Origin of the sequence: Streptomyces sp., from assembly GCF_031181555.1 — a bacterium.
Classification (GTDB): domain Bacteria; phylum Actinomycetota; class Actinomycetes; order Streptomycetales; family Streptomycetaceae; genus Streptomyces; species Streptomyces fimbriatus.
This window is the reverse complement of record NZ_JAPSKQ010000144.1, coordinates 1-16659: the sequence shown is the minus strand read 5'-3', so window position 1 is coordinate 16659 and position 16659 is coordinate 1. Positions and strand designations below refer to the sequence as shown.

The 16659-nt window shown below is 72.5% G+C and carries 14 protein-coding genes; 9 read left to right on the top strand and 5 right to left on the bottom strand.

The genetic code is table 11. The features are described from left to right. The 5 genes from RIM90_RS24305 to pssA all read left to right on the top strand — a co-directional run. On the top strand, nucleotides 1-432 hold a 432-nt coding region (locus RIM90_RS24305), incomplete at its 5' end, for an aldolase/citrate lyase family protein (RefSeq protein WP_309062888.1). Nucleotides 433-437: 5 nt separating this feature from the next. Then, the gene (locus RIM90_RS24300) at nucleotides 438-950 is read left to right on the top strand and encodes a MaoC family dehydratase (RefSeq protein WP_309062887.1); all 513 of its coding nucleotides are present in this window, start codon (nucleotides 438-440) and stop codon (nucleotides 948-950) included. Beyond that, a complete protein-coding gene (locus RIM90_RS24295) occupies nucleotides 950-2155 on the top strand; it encodes an acyl-CoA dehydrogenase family protein (protein WP_309062886.1) in 1206 nt (401 codons plus the stop codon). Before RIM90_RS24300 ends, RIM90_RS24295 begins: the two co-directional genes overlap by 1 nt. Nucleotides 2156-2325: 170 nt before the next feature. Beyond that, nucleotides 2326-2982, top strand: coding sequence for a phosphatidylserine decarboxylase (locus RIM90_RS24290; protein ID WP_309062885.1), 657 nt, complete (start codon nucleotides 2326-2328; stop codon nucleotides 2980-2982). Nucleotides 2983-3004: 22 nt separating this feature from the next. After that, nucleotides 3005-3823: a CDP-diacylglycerol--serine O-phosphatidyltransferase gene (gene pssA / locus RIM90_RS24285; RefSeq protein WP_189559904.1), complete on the top strand. Its 819-nt coding sequence runs from the start codon at nucleotides 3005-3007 to the stop codon at nucleotides 3821-3823. A gap of 214 nt (nucleotides 3824-4037) precedes the next feature. Here pssA and RIM90_RS24280 read toward each other — a convergent pair whose 3' ends face one another. Further along, nucleotides 4038-5213 carry a glycerate kinase gene (locus RIM90_RS24280; protein WP_309062884.1) on the bottom strand — a complete coding sequence of 392 codons (1176 nt, stop codon included), beginning with the start codon at nucleotides 5211-5213 and terminating at the stop codon, nucleotides 4038-4040. A 160-nt stretch (nucleotides 5214-5373) separates the two neighbouring features. Between RIM90_RS24280 and RIM90_RS24275 the strand changes: the two genes are divergently transcribed. The 3 genes from RIM90_RS24275 (at nucleotide 5374) to RIM90_RS24265 (ending at nucleotide 8154) form a co-directional block, all read left to right on the top strand. Next, a complete protein-coding gene (locus tag RIM90_RS24275; protein ID WP_309062883.1) occupies nucleotides 5374-6447 on the top strand; it encodes an ADP-ribosylglycohydrolase family protein in 1074 nt (357 codons plus the stop codon). 396 nt (nucleotides 6448-6843) lie between these two features. Continuing rightward, nucleotides 6844-7347, top strand: a complete 504-nt coding sequence (locus RIM90_RS24270) for an NUDIX hydrolase (protein WP_309062882.1) — start codon at nucleotides 6844-6846, stop codon at nucleotides 7345-7347. 69 nt (nucleotides 7348-7416) lie between these two features. Then, nucleotides 7417-8154 (top strand): Sir2 family NAD-dependent protein deacetylase, encoded by a 738-nt coding sequence (locus RIM90_RS24265; protein ID WP_309062881.1) that lies wholly within the window; start codon nucleotides 7417-7419, stop codon nucleotides 8152-8154. A gap of 66 nt (nucleotides 8155-8220) precedes the next feature. Here the strand turns inward: RIM90_RS24265 and RIM90_RS24260 are convergent, their stop codons facing one another. The 3 genes from RIM90_RS24260 to RIM90_RS24250 form a co-directional block, all read right to left on the bottom strand. Continuing rightward, nucleotides 8221-8703 carry a methylated-DNA--[protein]-cysteine S-methyltransferase gene (locus RIM90_RS24260; RefSeq protein WP_309062880.1) on the bottom strand — a complete coding sequence of 161 codons (483 nt, stop codon included), beginning with the start codon at nucleotides 8701-8703 and terminating at the stop codon, nucleotides 8221-8223. A gap of 33 nt (nucleotides 8704-8736) precedes the next feature. Next, nucleotides 8737-10203 (bottom strand): AlkA N-terminal domain-containing protein, encoded by a 1467-nt coding sequence (locus RIM90_RS24255; protein WP_309062889.1) that lies wholly within the window; start codon nucleotides 10201-10203, stop codon nucleotides 8737-8739. A gap of 67 nt (nucleotides 10204-10270) precedes the next feature. Further along, nucleotides 10271-12223: a heavy metal translocating P-type ATPase gene (locus RIM90_RS24250; RefSeq protein ID WP_309062879.1), complete on the bottom strand. Its 1953-nt coding sequence runs from the start codon at nucleotides 12221-12223 to the stop codon at nucleotides 10271-10273. A 34-nt stretch (nucleotides 12224-12257) separates the two neighbouring features. Between RIM90_RS24250 and RIM90_RS24245 the strand changes: the two genes are divergently transcribed. Then, nucleotides 12258-12620: a metalloregulator ArsR/SmtB family transcription factor gene (locus tag RIM90_RS24245; protein ID WP_309062878.1), complete on the top strand. Its 363-nt coding sequence runs from the start codon at nucleotides 12258-12260 to the stop codon at nucleotides 12618-12620. Between the two features lie 33 nt (nucleotides 12621-12653). Here the strand turns inward: RIM90_RS24245 and RIM90_RS24240 are convergent, their stop codons facing one another. Further along, nucleotides 12654-16595 (bottom strand): glycoside hydrolase family 2 TIM barrel-domain containing protein, encoded by a 3942-nt coding sequence (locus RIM90_RS24240; protein WP_309062877.1) that lies wholly within the window; start codon nucleotides 16593-16595, stop codon nucleotides 12654-12656. Between the last annotated feature and the right edge of the window lie 64 nt (nucleotides 16596-16659).

Here is a 16659-nt window from a genome sequence, read left to right as displayed (position 1 = left end):
GGCGAGCAGCCGCCCGGCTACCCGGCGGACGCCTACCACTACATCCTGATGAAGATCCTGATGGCCGCCCGCGCCAACGACCTCCAGGCGATCGACGGCCCCTACCTGCAGATCCGCAACGTCGACGGCTTCCGCGAGGTGGCCGGCCGCGCCGCCGCGCTCGGCTTCGACGGCAAGTGGGTGCTGCACCCCGGTCAGGTCGACGCCGCCAACGAGGTGTTCTCGCCCTCGCAGGAGGACTACGACCACGCCGAGCTGATCCTGGACGCGTACGAGTACTACACGTCCGAGGCGGGCGGCAAGAAGGGCTCCGCGATGCTCGGCGACGAGATGATCGACGAGGCCAGCCGCAAGATGGCCCTGGTCGTCGCGGGCAAGGGACGCGCCGCCGGCATGCGGCGCACCAGCACGTTCGAGATCCCGGAGGCGTGACGGCGATGCAGTTCGGACGCACCTACGAGGAGTTCGAGGTCGGGGCGACGTACAAGCACTGGCCGGGCAAGACGGTCACGGAGTACGACGACCACCTGTTCTGTCTCCTCACCATGAACCACCACCCGCTCCACATGGACACCAACTATGCGGAGAAGACGACGGACTTCGGCAAGAACGTCGTCGTCGGGAACTACGTCTACTCCCTGCTGCTCGGCATGTCCGTGCCGGACGTCTCCGGCAAGGCCATCGCCAACCTGGAGATCGAGTCGCTCAGGCACGTGGCGCCGACCTTCCACGGCGACACGGTCTACGGCGAGACGACGGTGCTGGACAAGTGGCCGTCGAAGTCGAAGAACGACCGCGGCATCGTGCACGTCGAGACCAGGGGCTACAAGCAGGACGGCACGCTCGTCTGCGTGTTCCGCCGCAAGGTGATGGTGCCGACCGAGACGTACATCAAGGAGCGCGGCGGCGAGCAGCCCGGCCGCCCGGAGCCGAAGCAGCAGGAGAAGTAATGGCGCGCCTCGCCCAGACCGCCGGTCTGACCGACGTCCAGCAGGAGATCCTGTCCACCGTCCGGGACTTCGTGGACAAGGAGATCATCCCGGTCGCCACCGAGCTGGAGCACCGCGACGAGTACCCGCAGCAGATCGTCGACGGCCTGAAGGAACTCGGCCTGTTCGGTCTGATGATCCCCGAGGAGTACGGGGGCCTGGGCGAGTCGCTGCTCACCTACGCGCTGTGCGTGGAGGAGATCGCCCGCGGCTGGATGTCGGTGTCCGGCATCATCAACACCCACTTCATCGTGGCGTACATGCTCAAGCAGCACGGCACGCAGGAGCAGAAGGACCACTTCCTGCCGAGGATGGCGGCCGGCGACATCCGCGGCGCGTTCTCGATGTCGGAGCCGGGCCTGGGCTCCGATGTGTCGGCGATCACGTCGAAGGCGGTCAGGGACGGCGACGAGTACGTCCTGAACGGCCAGAAGATGTGGCTGACGAACGGCGGTACGTCGTCCCTCGTGGCCGTTCTGGTGCGAAGTGACGAAGGACACCCCGAGGGCACCGCGCCCCACAAGTCGATGACCACCTTCCTGGTGGAGAAGGAGCCCGGTTTCGGTGAGGTCCGTCCCGGTCTCACCATTCCGGGCAAGATCGACAAGATGGGCTACAAGGGCGTCGACACCACCGAGCTCATCATGGACGGCCTGCGCGTTCCGGCCGACCGGGTGCTCGGCGGGGTCACCGGCCGAGGTTTTTACCAAATGATGGACGGTGTCGAGGTCGGCCGCGTCAACGTGGCGGCGCGTGGCTGTGGCGTCGCTCAGCGTGCCTTCGAACTGGGTGTCCAGTACGCCCAGCAGCGTCACACTTTCGGCAAGCCGATCGCCCAGCACCAGGCCATTCAGTTCAAGCTCGCGGAGATGGCTACCAAGGTGGAGGCCGCGCATGCGATGATGGTGAACGCAGCACGCAAAAAGGACTCGGGGGAACGAAACGACCTTGAAGCAGGGATGGCGAAGTACCTCGCCTCCGAATACTGCAAGGAGGTCGTGGAGGACGCCTTCCGGATCCACGGCGGCTACGGCTTCTCCAAGGAGTACGAGATCGAGCGCCTCTACCGTGAGGCCCCGATGCTGCTGATCGGTGAAGGCACCGCCGAGATCCAGAAAATGATCATCGGTCGGCGGCTGCTCGAAGAGTATCGATTCCAGGGCTGATTGTCCGGATACGGGGTGTTTTCTTGGAGAAGAGGATCACACCCCGTATGCACTCTTCGGCCGTCGACTCGGTTGCCTGGCTTACCCAGTTGCGGCCGAGAGCCGCTACGATCGCCGGAAAGCCGCCGTCCCCCGTCACTGCGCGGCATCATCCGCTACGAAGGTCATCCATGCCCCACAGCCAAACCTCTGCACCTCGCGACAGCCTCGCCGGCGTACGCCTCGCGCGCGGAGCATCGCCGTGGCTTCTGCCGACCGTCGCCACCGCAGCCGTCAGCCTTCTGCGCGCCCGCCGCTCGGGTGCGGCCAAGGCCGTCGCCGTCCCCGCCACCGCCCTGGCGGCGGGGATGCTGTGGTTCTTCCGCGACCCCGAGCGCGAGATCACCCAGGGCCGGGTCATCTCGCCCGCCGACGGTGTGGTGCAGAGCATCATGCCGTGGAAGGACGGCCGTACCCGCGTCGCGATCTTCATGAGCCCGCTCAACGTCCACGTGAACCGGGCCCCGCTGTCCGGCACGGTGACGTCGGTCGAGCACATCCCCGGTGGCTTCGTTCCCGCCTTCAACAAGGAGAGCGAGAACAACGAGCGTGTCGTGTGGCACTTCGACACCGAGCTCGGCGACATCGAGATGATCCAGATCGCCGGTGCGGTGGCCCGCCGCATCGTCCCCTACGTGCCGCAGGGCACCAAGGTCGAGCAGGGCGAGCGCATCGGTCTGATCCGGTTCGGCTCGCGCGTCGACCTCTACCTGCCCGAGGGCGTGGAGGTGGCCGTCGAGGTCGGCCAGAAGACCGTGGCTGGGGTGACTCGCATTGACCGTGATTGATCCGGACACACAGACCGGCTGGGTGCCCGAGGCCGACGAGGCGGACGACGAGGAGGAGATGCCCCTCTCGCTCCGCCTGTCGATAGCGGACACCCTCACCCTAGGCAACGCCACCTGCGGCTTCATGGCGGTGTACTTCACCACCACCGGCATCCTGATCCCGCACCTGCAGGGCAGCCAGGAGACCGGCATGGCCCGCCACAGCGCGGCCACCGCCGTCATCCTGATGCTGTGCGCGGCGGTCTTCGACCTGTTCGACGGCCTGGTGGCGCGCAAGCTGCGCTCCTCCCCCATGGGCGCCGAGCTGGACAACCTCTCGGACCTGATCAGCTTCGGCCTGGCGCCGGCGTACTTCGTCCTGGTGTACGGCATGGTCGCGGACGACGCGCACCAGAGAGTGGCCGCGGTCGGGGCGATCGTGGTGCTGCTGGCGGTGGTGCTGAGGCTGGCGAGATTCTCCTGCGTCACGGTGAAGGACGGCACCTTCCAGGGCATGCCGTCGCCGTTCGGCGCGCTGACCGTCGTCTCGATCGTGCTGCTGGAGCTGCCGTTCGTGGCGACGCTGCTGGCGATCCTGGGCACCGCCTGGCTGATGGTGAGCCGGGTGGAGTACCCCAAGCCGCGGGGCCGCCTCGCGGTGGCGATGCTCTCCTGGATCGTGCTCAGCATGGGCCTGCTGGCGGCCTGGGCGTTCGACGCCCCGAGCGGTCAGCTGCTCCTGCAGACCGGTTGCGCGCTGCAGCTGGTGATGGGCGCGGTGATCCCGCTGTTCGCGACGGCGCGGCGGGTGAACAACTTCCGCGACAACCGGCGGGAGGCGCGGGCGGCGCAGTTGCCGTGACGCTCCGCCGAGTGGGGCCCCGGACCCGGACGGGTCCGGGGCCCTTCGCTTGCCCTGGTGCCCGGCCCGGTCGGCTGAAAGGGCGCCGTCAGGCACACTCGGTCCGTCCGGCGTTCGAGGACGAGGCCCGTCCGGGGCCGGAGCGGGGGTCCGGGGGCGGCAGCCCCCGGGAGTGGGACGGGGAAGGGCGGCGGGGGCGGGAGCCCCCGGCGCCTCAGCCCAGGAAATCCCGCGCGATCCGCTCAGCCGTCCGCTCCAGGATCGGACCCGCGTCCGCGATGCACTTCGCCACGTCCGGCTCCAGGTCCGTCAGCGCGTAGGCCCGCCGGATCCCCGCCCGGCCCAGCGTCTCCGGCGGCAGGGCGAGCCGCCCGCACACCGCGACGACCTCCTTGTCCGCCGCCCGGGCCGCGGCGGCGACACCCGCCGGCGCCTTGCCGTGCAGGGTCTGCTGGTCCAGGGACCCCTCGCCGGTGATGACGAGATCGGCCCGCTCGAGCGCGTGCGCGAAGCCGAGCACGTCCAGCATGACCTCGATCCCGGGCCGGAAACCCGCCCCGAGCAGCAGCGCGCCGTATCCGATGCCGCCCGCCGCGCCCGCGCCCGGCGAGGCGGCGTACTCGGCGGCCCGCGGGCCGACCGCGTCCTCCAGCACCTTCGCGAAGTGCGCGAGGGCCGCGTCCAGCCGCTCCACGTCCTCGGGAGAGGCGCCCTTCTGCGGGCCGTAGACCGCCGGGGCGCCCTTCGGGCCGGTCAGCGGGTTGTCGACGTCGCTCGCGAGGATCAGCTCGACCTCGCCGAGGCGCGGGTCGAGACCGGACAGGTCGGCCGAGGCCAGCTCGGCGAGTCCGCCGCCGCCCGGCGCCACCGGCTCGCCGTCGGCCTTCAGGAACCGGGCGCCCAGCGCCGACAGCATGCCCGCGCCGCCGTCGGTGGTGGCGCTGCCGCCGACCCCGAAGACGAGGGTGCGCGCCCCCGCGTCCAGCGCGGCCCGCAGCAGTTCGCCGGAGCCGTACGTGGACGCCGTGAGGGGCGCGAGGACGCCGTCCGGCAGCCGCTGCAACCCGCTGGCCTCCGCCATCTCCACGACGGCGGTGTCACCGCGCAGCGCGTACGCCGCCGTCACCTCGTCACCGAGCGGGCCCGCGACCCGTACCTCCCGCCGCTCGAACCCGGCCGCGACCGCCGCGGCCACGGTGCCGTCACCGCCGTCGGCCACGGGCAGCGCCTCGACCACCAGGCCCGGTACGACCCGGCGCAGCCCGGCCGTCACCCGGTCGGCCACCTCCACGGCCGTCAGCGATCCCTTGAACTTGTCCGCGGCGACGAGCACCCGCCGTGCCGACTGCGTCGTACGAGTGCCGCTCACTGCAGCGTCCGCCACTTGCATTCCCCTCGCTCTCCGGGCCTCGCGTGCGCCAAGGCCAGTCGCGCCGCTGTGACCTTAACCGGCGGGCGCCGTCGCCGTCATGCCCTGCCCAGCCCGTGGAACGGCCGCGAGCCCGGCGCGGGGACGCGCGGTCACGCCGGGATTCGGGTAGACCGGATCCATGACCGCTGTGGGCACGGAGTCAGGACTGGCCGACCGCATCCTCGGAGGCTGGCTGGGCCGGATCGCGGGCAACATGCTCGGCAAGCCGGTGGAGCAGGGCGAGGTGTGGACGCGCGAGCGCATCGACCGCTACCTGCGGCGGGCGAACGCCCTCCCCCTCACCGACTACCTCCCCGAGCCGCTGAGCGAGAGCGAGGGACTCGAGCTGCGCCCGGAGTGGCGTGCCTGCGTGCGGGGCCGCGTCCACGGCAGCTGCCGCGACGACGACATCGACTACGCGATCCTCGGCCTGGACCTGCTGGAGACCCACGGCTTCGGCTTCAGCACCGAGCAGGTGGGCGACCTGTGGCTGCTGCGGCTGCCGTACCTCCAGACCTTCACGGCGGAGCGGGCGGCGTACCGGAACCTCGCGAACGGCCTCAAACCGCCGCTCACGGCCACGTACGACAACCCGTACCAGGAGTGGATCGGCGCCCTGATCCGGGCCGACATCCACGGCTGGACCTCACCGGGCGCCCCGCGCCGCGCCGCCTCGCTGGCCCGCCGGGACGCGGTGCTGTCGCACACGGGGAACGGCGTGTACGGCGCGATGTGGGCGGCCGCGCTGATCTCGGCGGCGTTCACGGCGCCCACCGTGCGGCACGCGGTGGACGAGGCGCTGGCGGTGATCCCGGCGAGCAGCCGCCTCGCCCGCACCGTACGCCGGGTGGCCTCCCTGCACGAGACCGGGCTGGCCTGGGAGGACACCCTCACGACCCTCACGGAGGAGACCCTGGGCCTCGGCTGGATCCACACGGTCCCGAACGCCGCCGTCCTCACCGCCGGGTTGCTGTACGGCGACGGCGACTTCACCCGTACCATCGCCCTGACCGTGCGCGGCGGCCTGGACACCGACTCCAACGGAGCGACGGCGGGCTCGGTGGCGGGCGTCCTGTGCGGCGCCTCGGCCGTCCCGGAGCAGTGGAAGGACCCCTTGGAGGACACGGTGCGCAGCGCGGTCTTCGGCTTCGACGGGATAAGGATCAGCGAACTGGCGGAGCGCACCCTGAGGCTGGCGCAGGCCGAGACCTGACCCCGCCTTCCTTGCCGCTTTCCGGCAGGGTTCCTCCCCGGTGCTGCCGGTCGACGGCCTTCCTCCGCTCACCGGCGCGCCCGATACTGAGGGTGATGCCGCCGGGTCGGCCGGGGCGGGGGCCGCGCACGGGACGGTGCGACGCGGCGCGGGGAGGGAATCGCATGCACCGCTCGGGCCTGTACGAGTTTCGCGGTTTCGGCAAAGTGCACTTCTGCACCGCGTGGGTGGCGGGGCTGCTCTGCCTGCCGGCCCTCGCACAGCGGCCGGCGGGCCCGAGGTGCCCCGGCGCATGCGCCCCCGGTGTGGATCACGGGACGGCGTGTGCCGCCGTGCGCCCTGCGAGCCGGGCGCCGTCCCCGAAGCGGCGCCCGGCACCGCCGTTACCCTTCCCGCATGACCACCACTGAGGACGCCCAGGACTTCGCCGCCTACCTCGCCTCCCTCCCCCGGGTCTTCGCCGGGGCCGCCGCGCTCTTCCGGGACGAAGAGGGACGGGTGCTGCTCGTCGAGCCGAACTACCGGGAGGGGTGGGCGCTGCCCGGCGGCACGATCGAGTCGGACGACGGGGAGAGCCCGCGCGAGGGGGCGCGGCGCGAGACGGCCGAGGAGATCGGGCTGGACCGGGAGCTGGGCCGGCTGCTGGCGGTGGACTGGGTGCGCGGGCCGGGGCGGCCGCCGCTGGTGGCGTACCTGTACGACGGCGGGGTGCTGGGCGAGGACGACCTCGGGGCGATCCGGCTGCAGGAGTCGGAGCTGCTGTCCTGGCGACTGGTGCCGCGCGAGGAACTGGCCGAGTACCTCCAGGACGCCCTGGGCCGCCGGGTGCTGGCCGCGCTGGACGTCCTCGCCGACGGCTCGGGCACCGCGGAGCTGGAGGACGGGCACCGGGTGCGCTGACCCGGTGGCCGGACCGGCCCCGCCGATATCCGCTCGCCGGACCGGGCCCGGCGGCCTACCCTCGGCCGCATGAGCAAGCCCCTCGTCGCCCTCCTCAGCGGCGCCGGCGTCAGCACGGACTCCGGCATCCCGGACTACCGCGGGCCGAACGGACTGTGGCGCCGCGATCCCGAGGCCGAGAAACTCGTGACCTACGAGTACTACATGGGCGACCCGGAGATCCGCCGCCGCTCCTGGCGGATGCGGCGCGGAAACCGCGCGCTCACGGCCGAGCCGAACGCCGCGCACCGTGCCGTGGCCGAGCTGGAGCGGTCCGGGGTGCCGGTGCGGGTGATCACACAGAACGTGGACGGACTGCACCAGCTCGCCGGGATGCCGGCCCGCAAGGTGCTCGAACTGCACGGCACGGTACGGAGCGTGGTGTGCACCGGGTGCCACGCCCGCAGCCCGATGGAGGACGCCCTCGCCCGCGTCGAAGCCGGCGAGGAGGACCCGCCGTGCCGGGACTGCGGCGGCATCCTCAAGTCGGCGACGGTGATGTTCGGCGAGCGGCTCGACCCCGTGGTGCTCGGCGAGGCGCTGTCGATCAGCAAGGCCTGCACCGTCTTCATCGCCGTCGGCACCAGCCTCCAGGTCCACCCCGCCGCCGGGCTCGCGGGGGTCGCCGCCGACCACGGCGCCCGGCTGATCGTCGTCAACGCCGAGCCGACCCCGTACGACGACCGCGCCGACGAGATCATCCGCGAGCCGATCGGCACGGCGCTGCCCGGACTCCTGCGCCGGCTGGCCGCCGAGAGCGCCGCCTGACCCCGCTCCGACGGCCCGGCCGCCGTCCCCCGGCGGTCCGGGCGCGGCCGGAGCGCTCCGGCGGTCTCAGAACAGGGCCGCCCCCCGTTCGAAATCCAGCAGGCGCTGCTTGCGCTCCAGGCCGCCGCCGTAGCCGGTGAGGCCGCCGGTCGAGCCGACGACGCGGTGGCAGGGGATGATGATGCTGACCGGGTTGCGGCCGTTGGCGAGGCCGACGGCGCGGGAGGCCTTGGGATTGCCGAGGATGTCGGCGAGTCGGCCGTAGGAGCGGGTCTCGCCGTAGGGGATGCGCGTCAGCTGGTCCCAGACGCTGCGCTGGAACGGGGTGCCGTGCAGGCGCAGTTCGAGGGTGAACTCCTTCAACTCGCCCGCGAAGTACGCCGCCAGCTGTTCCTCCGCCTCCGCGAAGGGGGTGTCGTCGCGGTCGCCGAAGGTCTCCTCCGGGGGGCGGTGGCGCTGGTCGGCCATGTAGAGGCCGCACAGGACGCCGTCGTCGGCGACGAGCGTCAGCGGGCCGTAGGGGCTGTCGGTCACGGTGTGCTGTCTCATGGTCTGCGGCTCTCTGTTCTCCTGTGCGCTTCCCTACACCGGCAGGAAGTTGATCGGGTGGCTGTCCGTCGCCCACAGATACTGCACCGCGTACGCCCGCCAGGGCCGCCAGGCCGCGGCGCGGGCGGTGAGCGCGGCCGGGGTGGACGGCAGGTCCAGTTCCCGGGCGGCGCGGCGGATGCCGAGGTCGGTGGGGAGGAAGGCGTCGGGGTCGCCCAGGGCGCGCATGGCGATGACGTCGGCCGTCCAGGGACCGAAGCCGGGGAGGGCGAGGAGCCGCGCGCGGGTCTCGGACCAGTCGCTCTCCACCCCCAGGTGAAGCCCTCCCCCGGCCAGTTGACGGACCAGGGTGGTGAAGGTCGCGCGGCGGGTGCGGGGCATGGCCAGGGTCTCGGGATCCAGGGCGGCCAGTGCCCCGGGGGACGGGAAGAGGTGGGTGAGGCCGCCCTCGGGGTCGTCCACGGGCTCGCCGTGCGCGGTGACCAGGCGGGCCGCGTGGGTGCGGGCGGCGGCCGTGGAGACCTGCTGCCCCAGGACGGCCCGTACGGCGAACTCCGCCTCGTCCACCGTGCGCGGGACGCGGCGGCCGGGTGCCTTGTCGACCAGGGGCGCGAGCACCGGGTCCGTGCGCAGCTGGTCGTCGACCGCGACCGGGTCGGCGTCCAGGTCGAGCAGGCGCCGGCAGCGGCTGATCGCGACGGGGAGGTCGCGCAGGTCGCTGAGGGTGAGACGGCAGGCGATGTGGTCGGGCCGCGGGGCGAGGGCCACGATGCCGTGGCCGTACGGCAGCCGCAGGGTGCGCCGGTAGGCGCCGTCCCGCCATTCCTCCACCCCGGGTACGGCGGTCGCGGCGAGGTGGCCGAAGAGGTTGTCGGGGTTGAGCGGGGCGCGGAACGGCAGGCGCAGCGACAGCGCCCCGGGGGTGTGGTGGGGGTTCTTCGGCGCTCGGGCGCGCAGGTCGCTCGGGGAGAGGGCGAAGACCTCGCGCACCGTGTCGTTGAAGGCGCGGATGGAGGAGAATCCGGCCGCGAAGGCGATCTGCGCCATGGGAAGCGCGGTCGTCTCGACGAGCAGCCGCGCGGTCTGGGCGCGCTGGGCGCGGGCGAGGGCGAGGGGGCCCGCGCCCAGCTCGGCGAGCAGCTGGCGTTCGACCTGCCGGGTGCTGTAGCCGAGCCGGGCGGCGAGACCGGGTACGCCCTCGCGGTCCACCACCCCGTCGGCGATCAGCCGCATGGCGCGGCCCACGAGGTCGGCGCGCCGGTTCCACTCCGGCGAGCCGGGGCTGGTGTCGGGTCGGCAGCGCTTGCAGGCCCGGAACCCGGCCTGCTGGCAGGCCGCCGCGCTCGGGTGGAAGACCATGTTCTCCGGCTTCGGCGGCACCACCGGGCAACTGGGCCGGCAGTAGATGCCGGTGGTCAGGACGGCGGTGAAGAACCAGCCGTCGAACCGCGCGTCCTTGGACTGCACGGCGCGCACGCAGCGCTCCGTGTCGGTGTGCATCCCCTTCTGCATGCCTCAAGGATCGGGCACGGGACCGCACCGGTCCGGCGGGAATCCGACATCACCCTCACGTGTCCTGCGGCTGCCCGGATCGCCACGCCGACTCACGCAGCAGCCGCAGCCCGTTCAGGCCGACCAGCACCGTCGAGCCCTCGTGGCCGGCGACGCCGAGCGGGAGCGGGAGGTGGCCGATGAGGTCCCACAGGACGAGGCCGGTGATGGCCGTGCCCGCGATGACGAGGTTCTGCAGCACCAGCCGGCGGGCGGTGCGGGACAGCCGCACCACCGCGGGCACGGCCGCGAGCTCGTCGCGCACGACGACCGCGTCCGCCGTCTCCAGGGCCAGGTCGGAGCCCGCGCGGCCCATGGCGATGCCGGCGTGGGCGGCGGCGAGGGCGGGCGCGTCGTTGACGCCGTCGCCGACGAACAGCACCTTGCGGCCGGCCGTCTGGAGGTCCCGCACGGCGTTCACCTTGTCCTCGGGCAGGAGGCCGGCGCGGACGTCGGTGAGGCCGGTCGCGGTGGCCACGCGGACGGCGGCGCGGGCGTTGTCGCCGGTGAGGAGGACGGGTGCGGTGCCGGTGAGGGCCGTCAGGGCGGAGGTGGCGGCCGGGGCGTCGTGGCGGAGGCGGTCGGACAGGGCGAGGGTGCCCACCGGGGTGCCGTCGCGGGTGACGCGGATGACGGTCTCGCCGTCGCTCGCCTCCGTCTCCTCCGCGCGCCCGACGGTCACCACGCGTCCGTCCACGGTGGCGGTGATGCCGCGGCCGGGCAGGGCGGTGAAGTCCGCGGCCGGGGCGAGGGGCAGGCCGCGGGCGTGGGCCGAGGCCACCACGGCGCGGGCGAGCGGATGCTCGCTGGGGTGCTCGGCGGAGGCGGCCAGGGCGAGCAGGGCGTCCTCGTCGAGGCCGGAGCCGGGCAGCGGGCGCACGGCCGTCACCTCGGGGGTGCCCTCGGTGAGGGTGCCGGTCTTGTCGAGGGCCGCCGCGTCGGTCTCCCCGAGGCGTTCCATCGCGACGGCCGACTTGACCAGGACGCCGTGCCGGCCGGCGTTGGCGATGGCGGACAGCAGGGGCGGCATGGTGGCGAGGACGACCGCGCACGGCGAGGCGACGATCATGAAGGTCATCGCCCGCAGCAGGGCGTCGGTGAGGTTCTCGCCGAAGGCGAGCGGGATGCCGAACACGGCGAGGGTGGCGACCACCACGCCGACCGCGTACCGCTGCTCGATCTTCTCGATGAAGAGCTGGGTCGGCGCCTTGGTGCGGGAGGCCTCCTCGACCAGGGCCACGATGCGGGCGATCACCGAGTCGGCCGGGTCGCGCCCGACCCGGACGCGCAGGGCGCCGGTGCCGTTGAGGGTGCCGGCGAAGACCTCGTCGCCGGGGCGCTTGACGACCGGCACGGACTCGCCGGTGATGGTGGCCTGGTCGGCCTCGCTGACGCCGTCCAGGACGGTGCCGTCGGCTCCGATGCGCTCGCCCGGGCGGACCAGCAGGACGTCGCCGACGGCGAGTTCGGCGGTGGGCACGGTCTCCTCGCCGCCGTCGGTCAGCCGGGTCGCGGTGGTGGGCGCGAGGTCGAGCAGACCGCGCACCGAGTCGGCGGTGCGGGCGGTGGCCAGGGCCTCCAGCGCGCCCGAGGTCGCGAAGATGACGATGAGCAGGGCGCCGTCGAGCACCTGTCCGATCGAGGCGGCGCCCAGCGCGGCGACGATCATCAGCAGGTCGACGTCGAGGGTCTTCCCGCGCAGCGCGCGCAGGCCCTCGAGGGCCGGTTCCCAGCCACCGGACACGTAGGCGACGGCGTACAGGATTCCGCTGGTCCAGGGCGGTGCACCGCCGAGATCCGCGGCGAGCCCGGCCAGGAAGGCCACGAGTGCGGCGAGCGCCCACCGCGCTTCGGGCAGGGCGAGGACACGGGTGCGGCGGCGCGCCGGGGGGACACCGGCGGGCGCCGCGGACGAGGGAGCGAGAGTCACGGACACCCGGCCACCATACAGGAACAGATGAAGACTCATTCATGCGTTCATATGTGATGAGTAGGATGTCCGCATGGGTCATGGAGCCGTCATCGCCACGCAGGACGACGCCGAGCGCGTGCGCCTGGACGCGGACAACGTCGCCAAGGTCGCCACCACGCTCCAGGCCCTGTCCACGCCCTCACGCCTGCTGATCCTCGCCCGGTTGCGCGAAGGCCCGCTGCCGGCCACGGAGTTGGCGGCGGAGGTGGGCATGGAGCAGTCGGCCTGTTCGCACCAGCTGCGCCTGCTGCGCAACCTGGGCCTGGTCGTGGGCGAACGCCGGGGCCGCTCCGTCGTGTACGCGCTGCACGACCACCATGTCGCCGAACTGCTCGACCAGGCCGTCTACCACGTGGAGCACCTTCGGCTGGGCCTCAGCGACGCCGCCGGGTGAGGCCCCGCCGGCGCCGCTGACGGACCGCTTCGCTCACTCCCCCGCCGTGGGCCGCCGCGAGAGCTCCGTCGCCGTGCGGACGTCGGCCAGCGGACGCAGCCGGTAGGTGTAGGAGTACGCGCGGTCGGCGAACAGCTTGAACTCGTCGTGCGTGTGGGCGCCCCAGCTGTTGTCGCCGCCCACGCCCATCTGCCGGTGGTTCACCCGCAGCACGACCTCGTCGCGCGGGGTGAGCTGGTAGTCGTGGCGGGCCCCGCGGGACAGGTCCTCGGGGGTGAAGTGGGAGGCGTTGATCTCCAGCAGCGGCTCCCCGGAGACGAGCAGACCGGCCCCGTCGCGGCCGGTGAGGGCGGCCCAGCGGACGTCGGTCCTGTTGCCGTTCTCCTGCGGCCGGATGTAGGGGGTCCACTGGCCGGCGACGGTCCCGGAGTACCGGCCCACGTCGGTGCCGTTGTTGCGGTCCCAGTAGTTCTCCTCGGGACCGCGGCCGTAGTAGTGCAGGCGGTCCAGCCGGCGCGGCAGGAACAGCAGGGCCCCGACCTCCGGGATGTACGGCAGGTTCGCCGCGCCCGGGCGCAGGGTGTGGTCGACCTTGATCTCGCCGTTGCCGAACACCGTGTACGTGACGGTGTACGCCGACTCGACGGTGGTGGGCAGGGTGCCGGTGACCGTGATCTCGACGGCCCGGTCGCGCAGGGGGCGCACGCGGACGTCCGTCACCGTGCGGCGGGCACCGGCGTCGCGCCAGGTCTGGTTGCGGGTGTGCTGGCCGTTGCCGCGGTCGTTGTCGGTGGGCGCCCGCCAGAAGTTCGGCACCGGGCCGGAGGTGATCAGACGGGTGCCGCCCGCCTCGTACGAGGTGATGGTTCCGCTGCCCTTGTCGACGGTGACCGAGAAGCCCCTGCCCTCGACCGTGACGGTTTCGCGGCCGTCGTCGTGGCGCAGGACGGGCACGCTCTCCAGCGGGACCGGACGCACGGCCGGGCCGCCCGCGTCGAGCGGGATCTGCTGCGCGGCCACCTCGAAGCCGGCCTTCGCCCACTTCGTGGACTCCCTGGTGGTGAACGACAGGTTCAGGAAGTACTCCGTGCCCGGCGCCGGGTCGTCCGGCAGCCGTACGGGCAGGGTGACGTCCTTGCGGGACAGCGGCGCGACGTCCATCTGCCGCCGGGTCAGCCGCCCGCGCCGGACGACCTCGCCGTCGGCGACCAGGGCCCAGTGGCCGTCGAACGCGCGAAGGCCGGTGAACAGGTACTCGTTGGTGAGGGTGACGGCCCCGACGCCCCCGCCGGGCGCCGGGGCGGCGTTGATGGCCTGGTGGACGCGCTTGATCTCGGCGGCCTTGCCGGTGTGGCCGCGGTCGGCGGTGACGATGCCGTCCGCGACGAAGTTGCCGTCGTTGGGGTTGTCGCCCCAGTCACCGCCGTACGCGAGGAACGTCGTGTCGCGGGGGCGCTTCTCGGCGACCTCGGCGGTGGCCGCGTCGAACCAGAACCGGACGCCGTCGTCGCCGGGTCCCCGGCCGTCGGAGGCCAGTTCGGCGGCGGTCAGGGCGCGGGCGTAGACGCGGGCGCGGCGGATCGTGCCGCTGAACTCCCGGGTCCCGTTGTCGGCGTCGGTGGCGAGCGCGAGGGGCGCGGTGATGACGTCCGGCCGTCCGGTGGTGGTGCGGGTCGCCCGCACCTCGCCGTCGACGTGCAGGGTCAGCGTGCCCGCGTCCGCGTCGAAGACCCCGGCGATGTGGTGTTCGCGGCCGGTCCAGTCGTCCGGCAGCGCCCATCTCGCGGTGATCCACTGGCCCTTGGAGTGGATGAAGAACTCCAGGTTCCGGTCGGTCTGCTTCAGGGCGTAAGCGGTGTCGCCCTTGGCGAGGACGGGCTGGTGGTAGCCGGTGAAGCGCGGGGTGACCCAGGCCTCCAGCGTCAGCGAGCCGGTGAGGTCGAGGCGTGCGTCGCGGGCGAAGACGGTGCCGCCGAAGACGCCCTTGCCGGGGTCGAAGGTGCCGCTCGGGGCGAGGATCTCGCCGCGCAGCCGGCCGGGCCCGGACTCGGTGAGCAGGATGCGCGCGGGAACGGGCCAGTTCAGGGACTGGTCGGCGAAGTCCCAGATCCAGCCGCCCTGGAGCACGTCGTGGCGGCGGACGAGGTCCCAGTACTTCTTGAAGTTGCCGTTGGAGTTCCCCATCGCGTGGGAGTACTCGATCATGACGTACGGCCGGGTGTCTGCGGTGTCCTTCGCCCGCTGCTCGACGCGCGCCGGGGACTCGTACATCCTCGAGCGGATGTCGCTGATCCCCGGCCGGTCGTCGCCCTCGTACTGGATGACGCGGGTGGGGTCGTAGGAGCGGATCCAGTCGTGCATGGCGGTGAAGGTGCTGCCGCCGCCGGCCTCGTTGCCCAGCGACCAGATGACCACCGAGGCGTGGTTCTTGTCGCGGTGGACCATGTTCTGCGCGCGGGCCAGGCAGGCCTCGGTCCACTCCGGGTGGTCGCCGGGGTACTCGGAACGGATGCCGTGCGTCTCGAGGTTGGTCTCGTCGACGAGGTAGAGGCCGTACTCGTCGGCGAGTTCGTACCACACCGGGTTGTTCGGGTAGTGCGAGGTGCGGACCGAGTTCATGTTCAGCCGCTTGATGAGCGTGATGTCCTCGACCATGTCCTCGCGGGTGAGCGCGGTGCCGCGGGCCGGGTGCATCTCGTGCCGGTTGGTTCCGCGGAAGGAGACGGGGCGGCCGTTGATGCGCATCAGCCCGTCCACGAGCGCGAACTCGCGCAGGCCGACCCGGTGCGAGAGGGTCTCGACGACCTTGCCCGCCGGGTCGCGCAGCCGGAGCACGGCGGTGTAGAGGTACGGGTGTTCGGCCGACCACAGCTTCGGCTCGGGCACGGCCCTGGACGCCTCGACGGTCACGTCCTCGCCGGCCGGTACGGAGCCGAGGTCGGCGCTCCGCTCCAGCGGCCGGGACCAGACGGCGTGCCCGCGGTCGTCGTAGAGCTGGGTCTCGACGGTGTACCGCCCCTCGCCCCCTCCGTCGCCTCCGTAGGCCCGCACCTGGGCCGTGACCTTGAGCTCGGCGGCGGTGTGGCCGTCGCTCAGCGGGGTGTCCAGCTTGAAGTCGCGCAGGTGCACGGCCGGGGTGGAGTACAGGTAGACCGAGCGGAAGATGCCGCTCAGCCGGATCATGTCCTGGTCCTCCAGCCAGTCGCCGTCGGAGTAGCGGTAGACCTCCACGGCGATCTGGTTGGTGCCGGGCTTCAGGTGCTCGGTGATGTCGTACTCGGCGGGGCTGAAGGAGTCCTCGTGGTAGCCCACGAGTTCACCGTTGATCCACACGTAGTGGGCGGACTTGACGCCCTCGAAGTGCAGGAAGGTCCGCCGTCCCGCCCAGTCCCGGGGCACGGTGAAGGTGCGCCGGTACTGGCCGACGGGGTTGTAGCGGGTCGGGGCGGCGGGCGGCTGCGGGTCCTCGCCCAGGCCGTTGGGGCCCCAGTAGGGATAGGTGATGTTGAGGTAGACCGGCCGGTCGTAGCCGTGGAGCTGCCAGACGGACGGCACCGGGATGGTGTCCCAGGAGCTGTCGTCGAGGTCGGTGCGGTGGAAGTCGGCGTCGCGGTCGTCGGGGCGGTCGGCGTGGGCGAACCTCCACCGGCCGTCGAGGTCGATCCGGTACGGCGAGCGGGTGCGGTCGGCGGCCAGCGCCTGCTTCAGGTCCGCGTACGGCATGAGGGTGGTGTGCGGGGGCTCGGTGCCGAGCCGGAAGACGGAGATGCGGCCGTTCCACTCCGGGGAGCCGTCCGCGGCGGCCCGCCGGCCGGCGGGCAGTGCCGCCGCCGGGGAGGCGGACAGGGCGAGGGCGCCGAGGAGGGCGGCGCCCGACTCCAGCAGACGGCGGCGGCTGACGACCGGCCGTCCGGGCTGCGCGGGCTGTGCGGGCTGTGCGGGGTGGTCGGCGGGGGGCACGTGCGGGTGCGGCATGACCGTGGCCTTCCTCGGTTCGACAGGGCACTGCGCGGACTGAGGGAACGTCGGATCCCGCCCC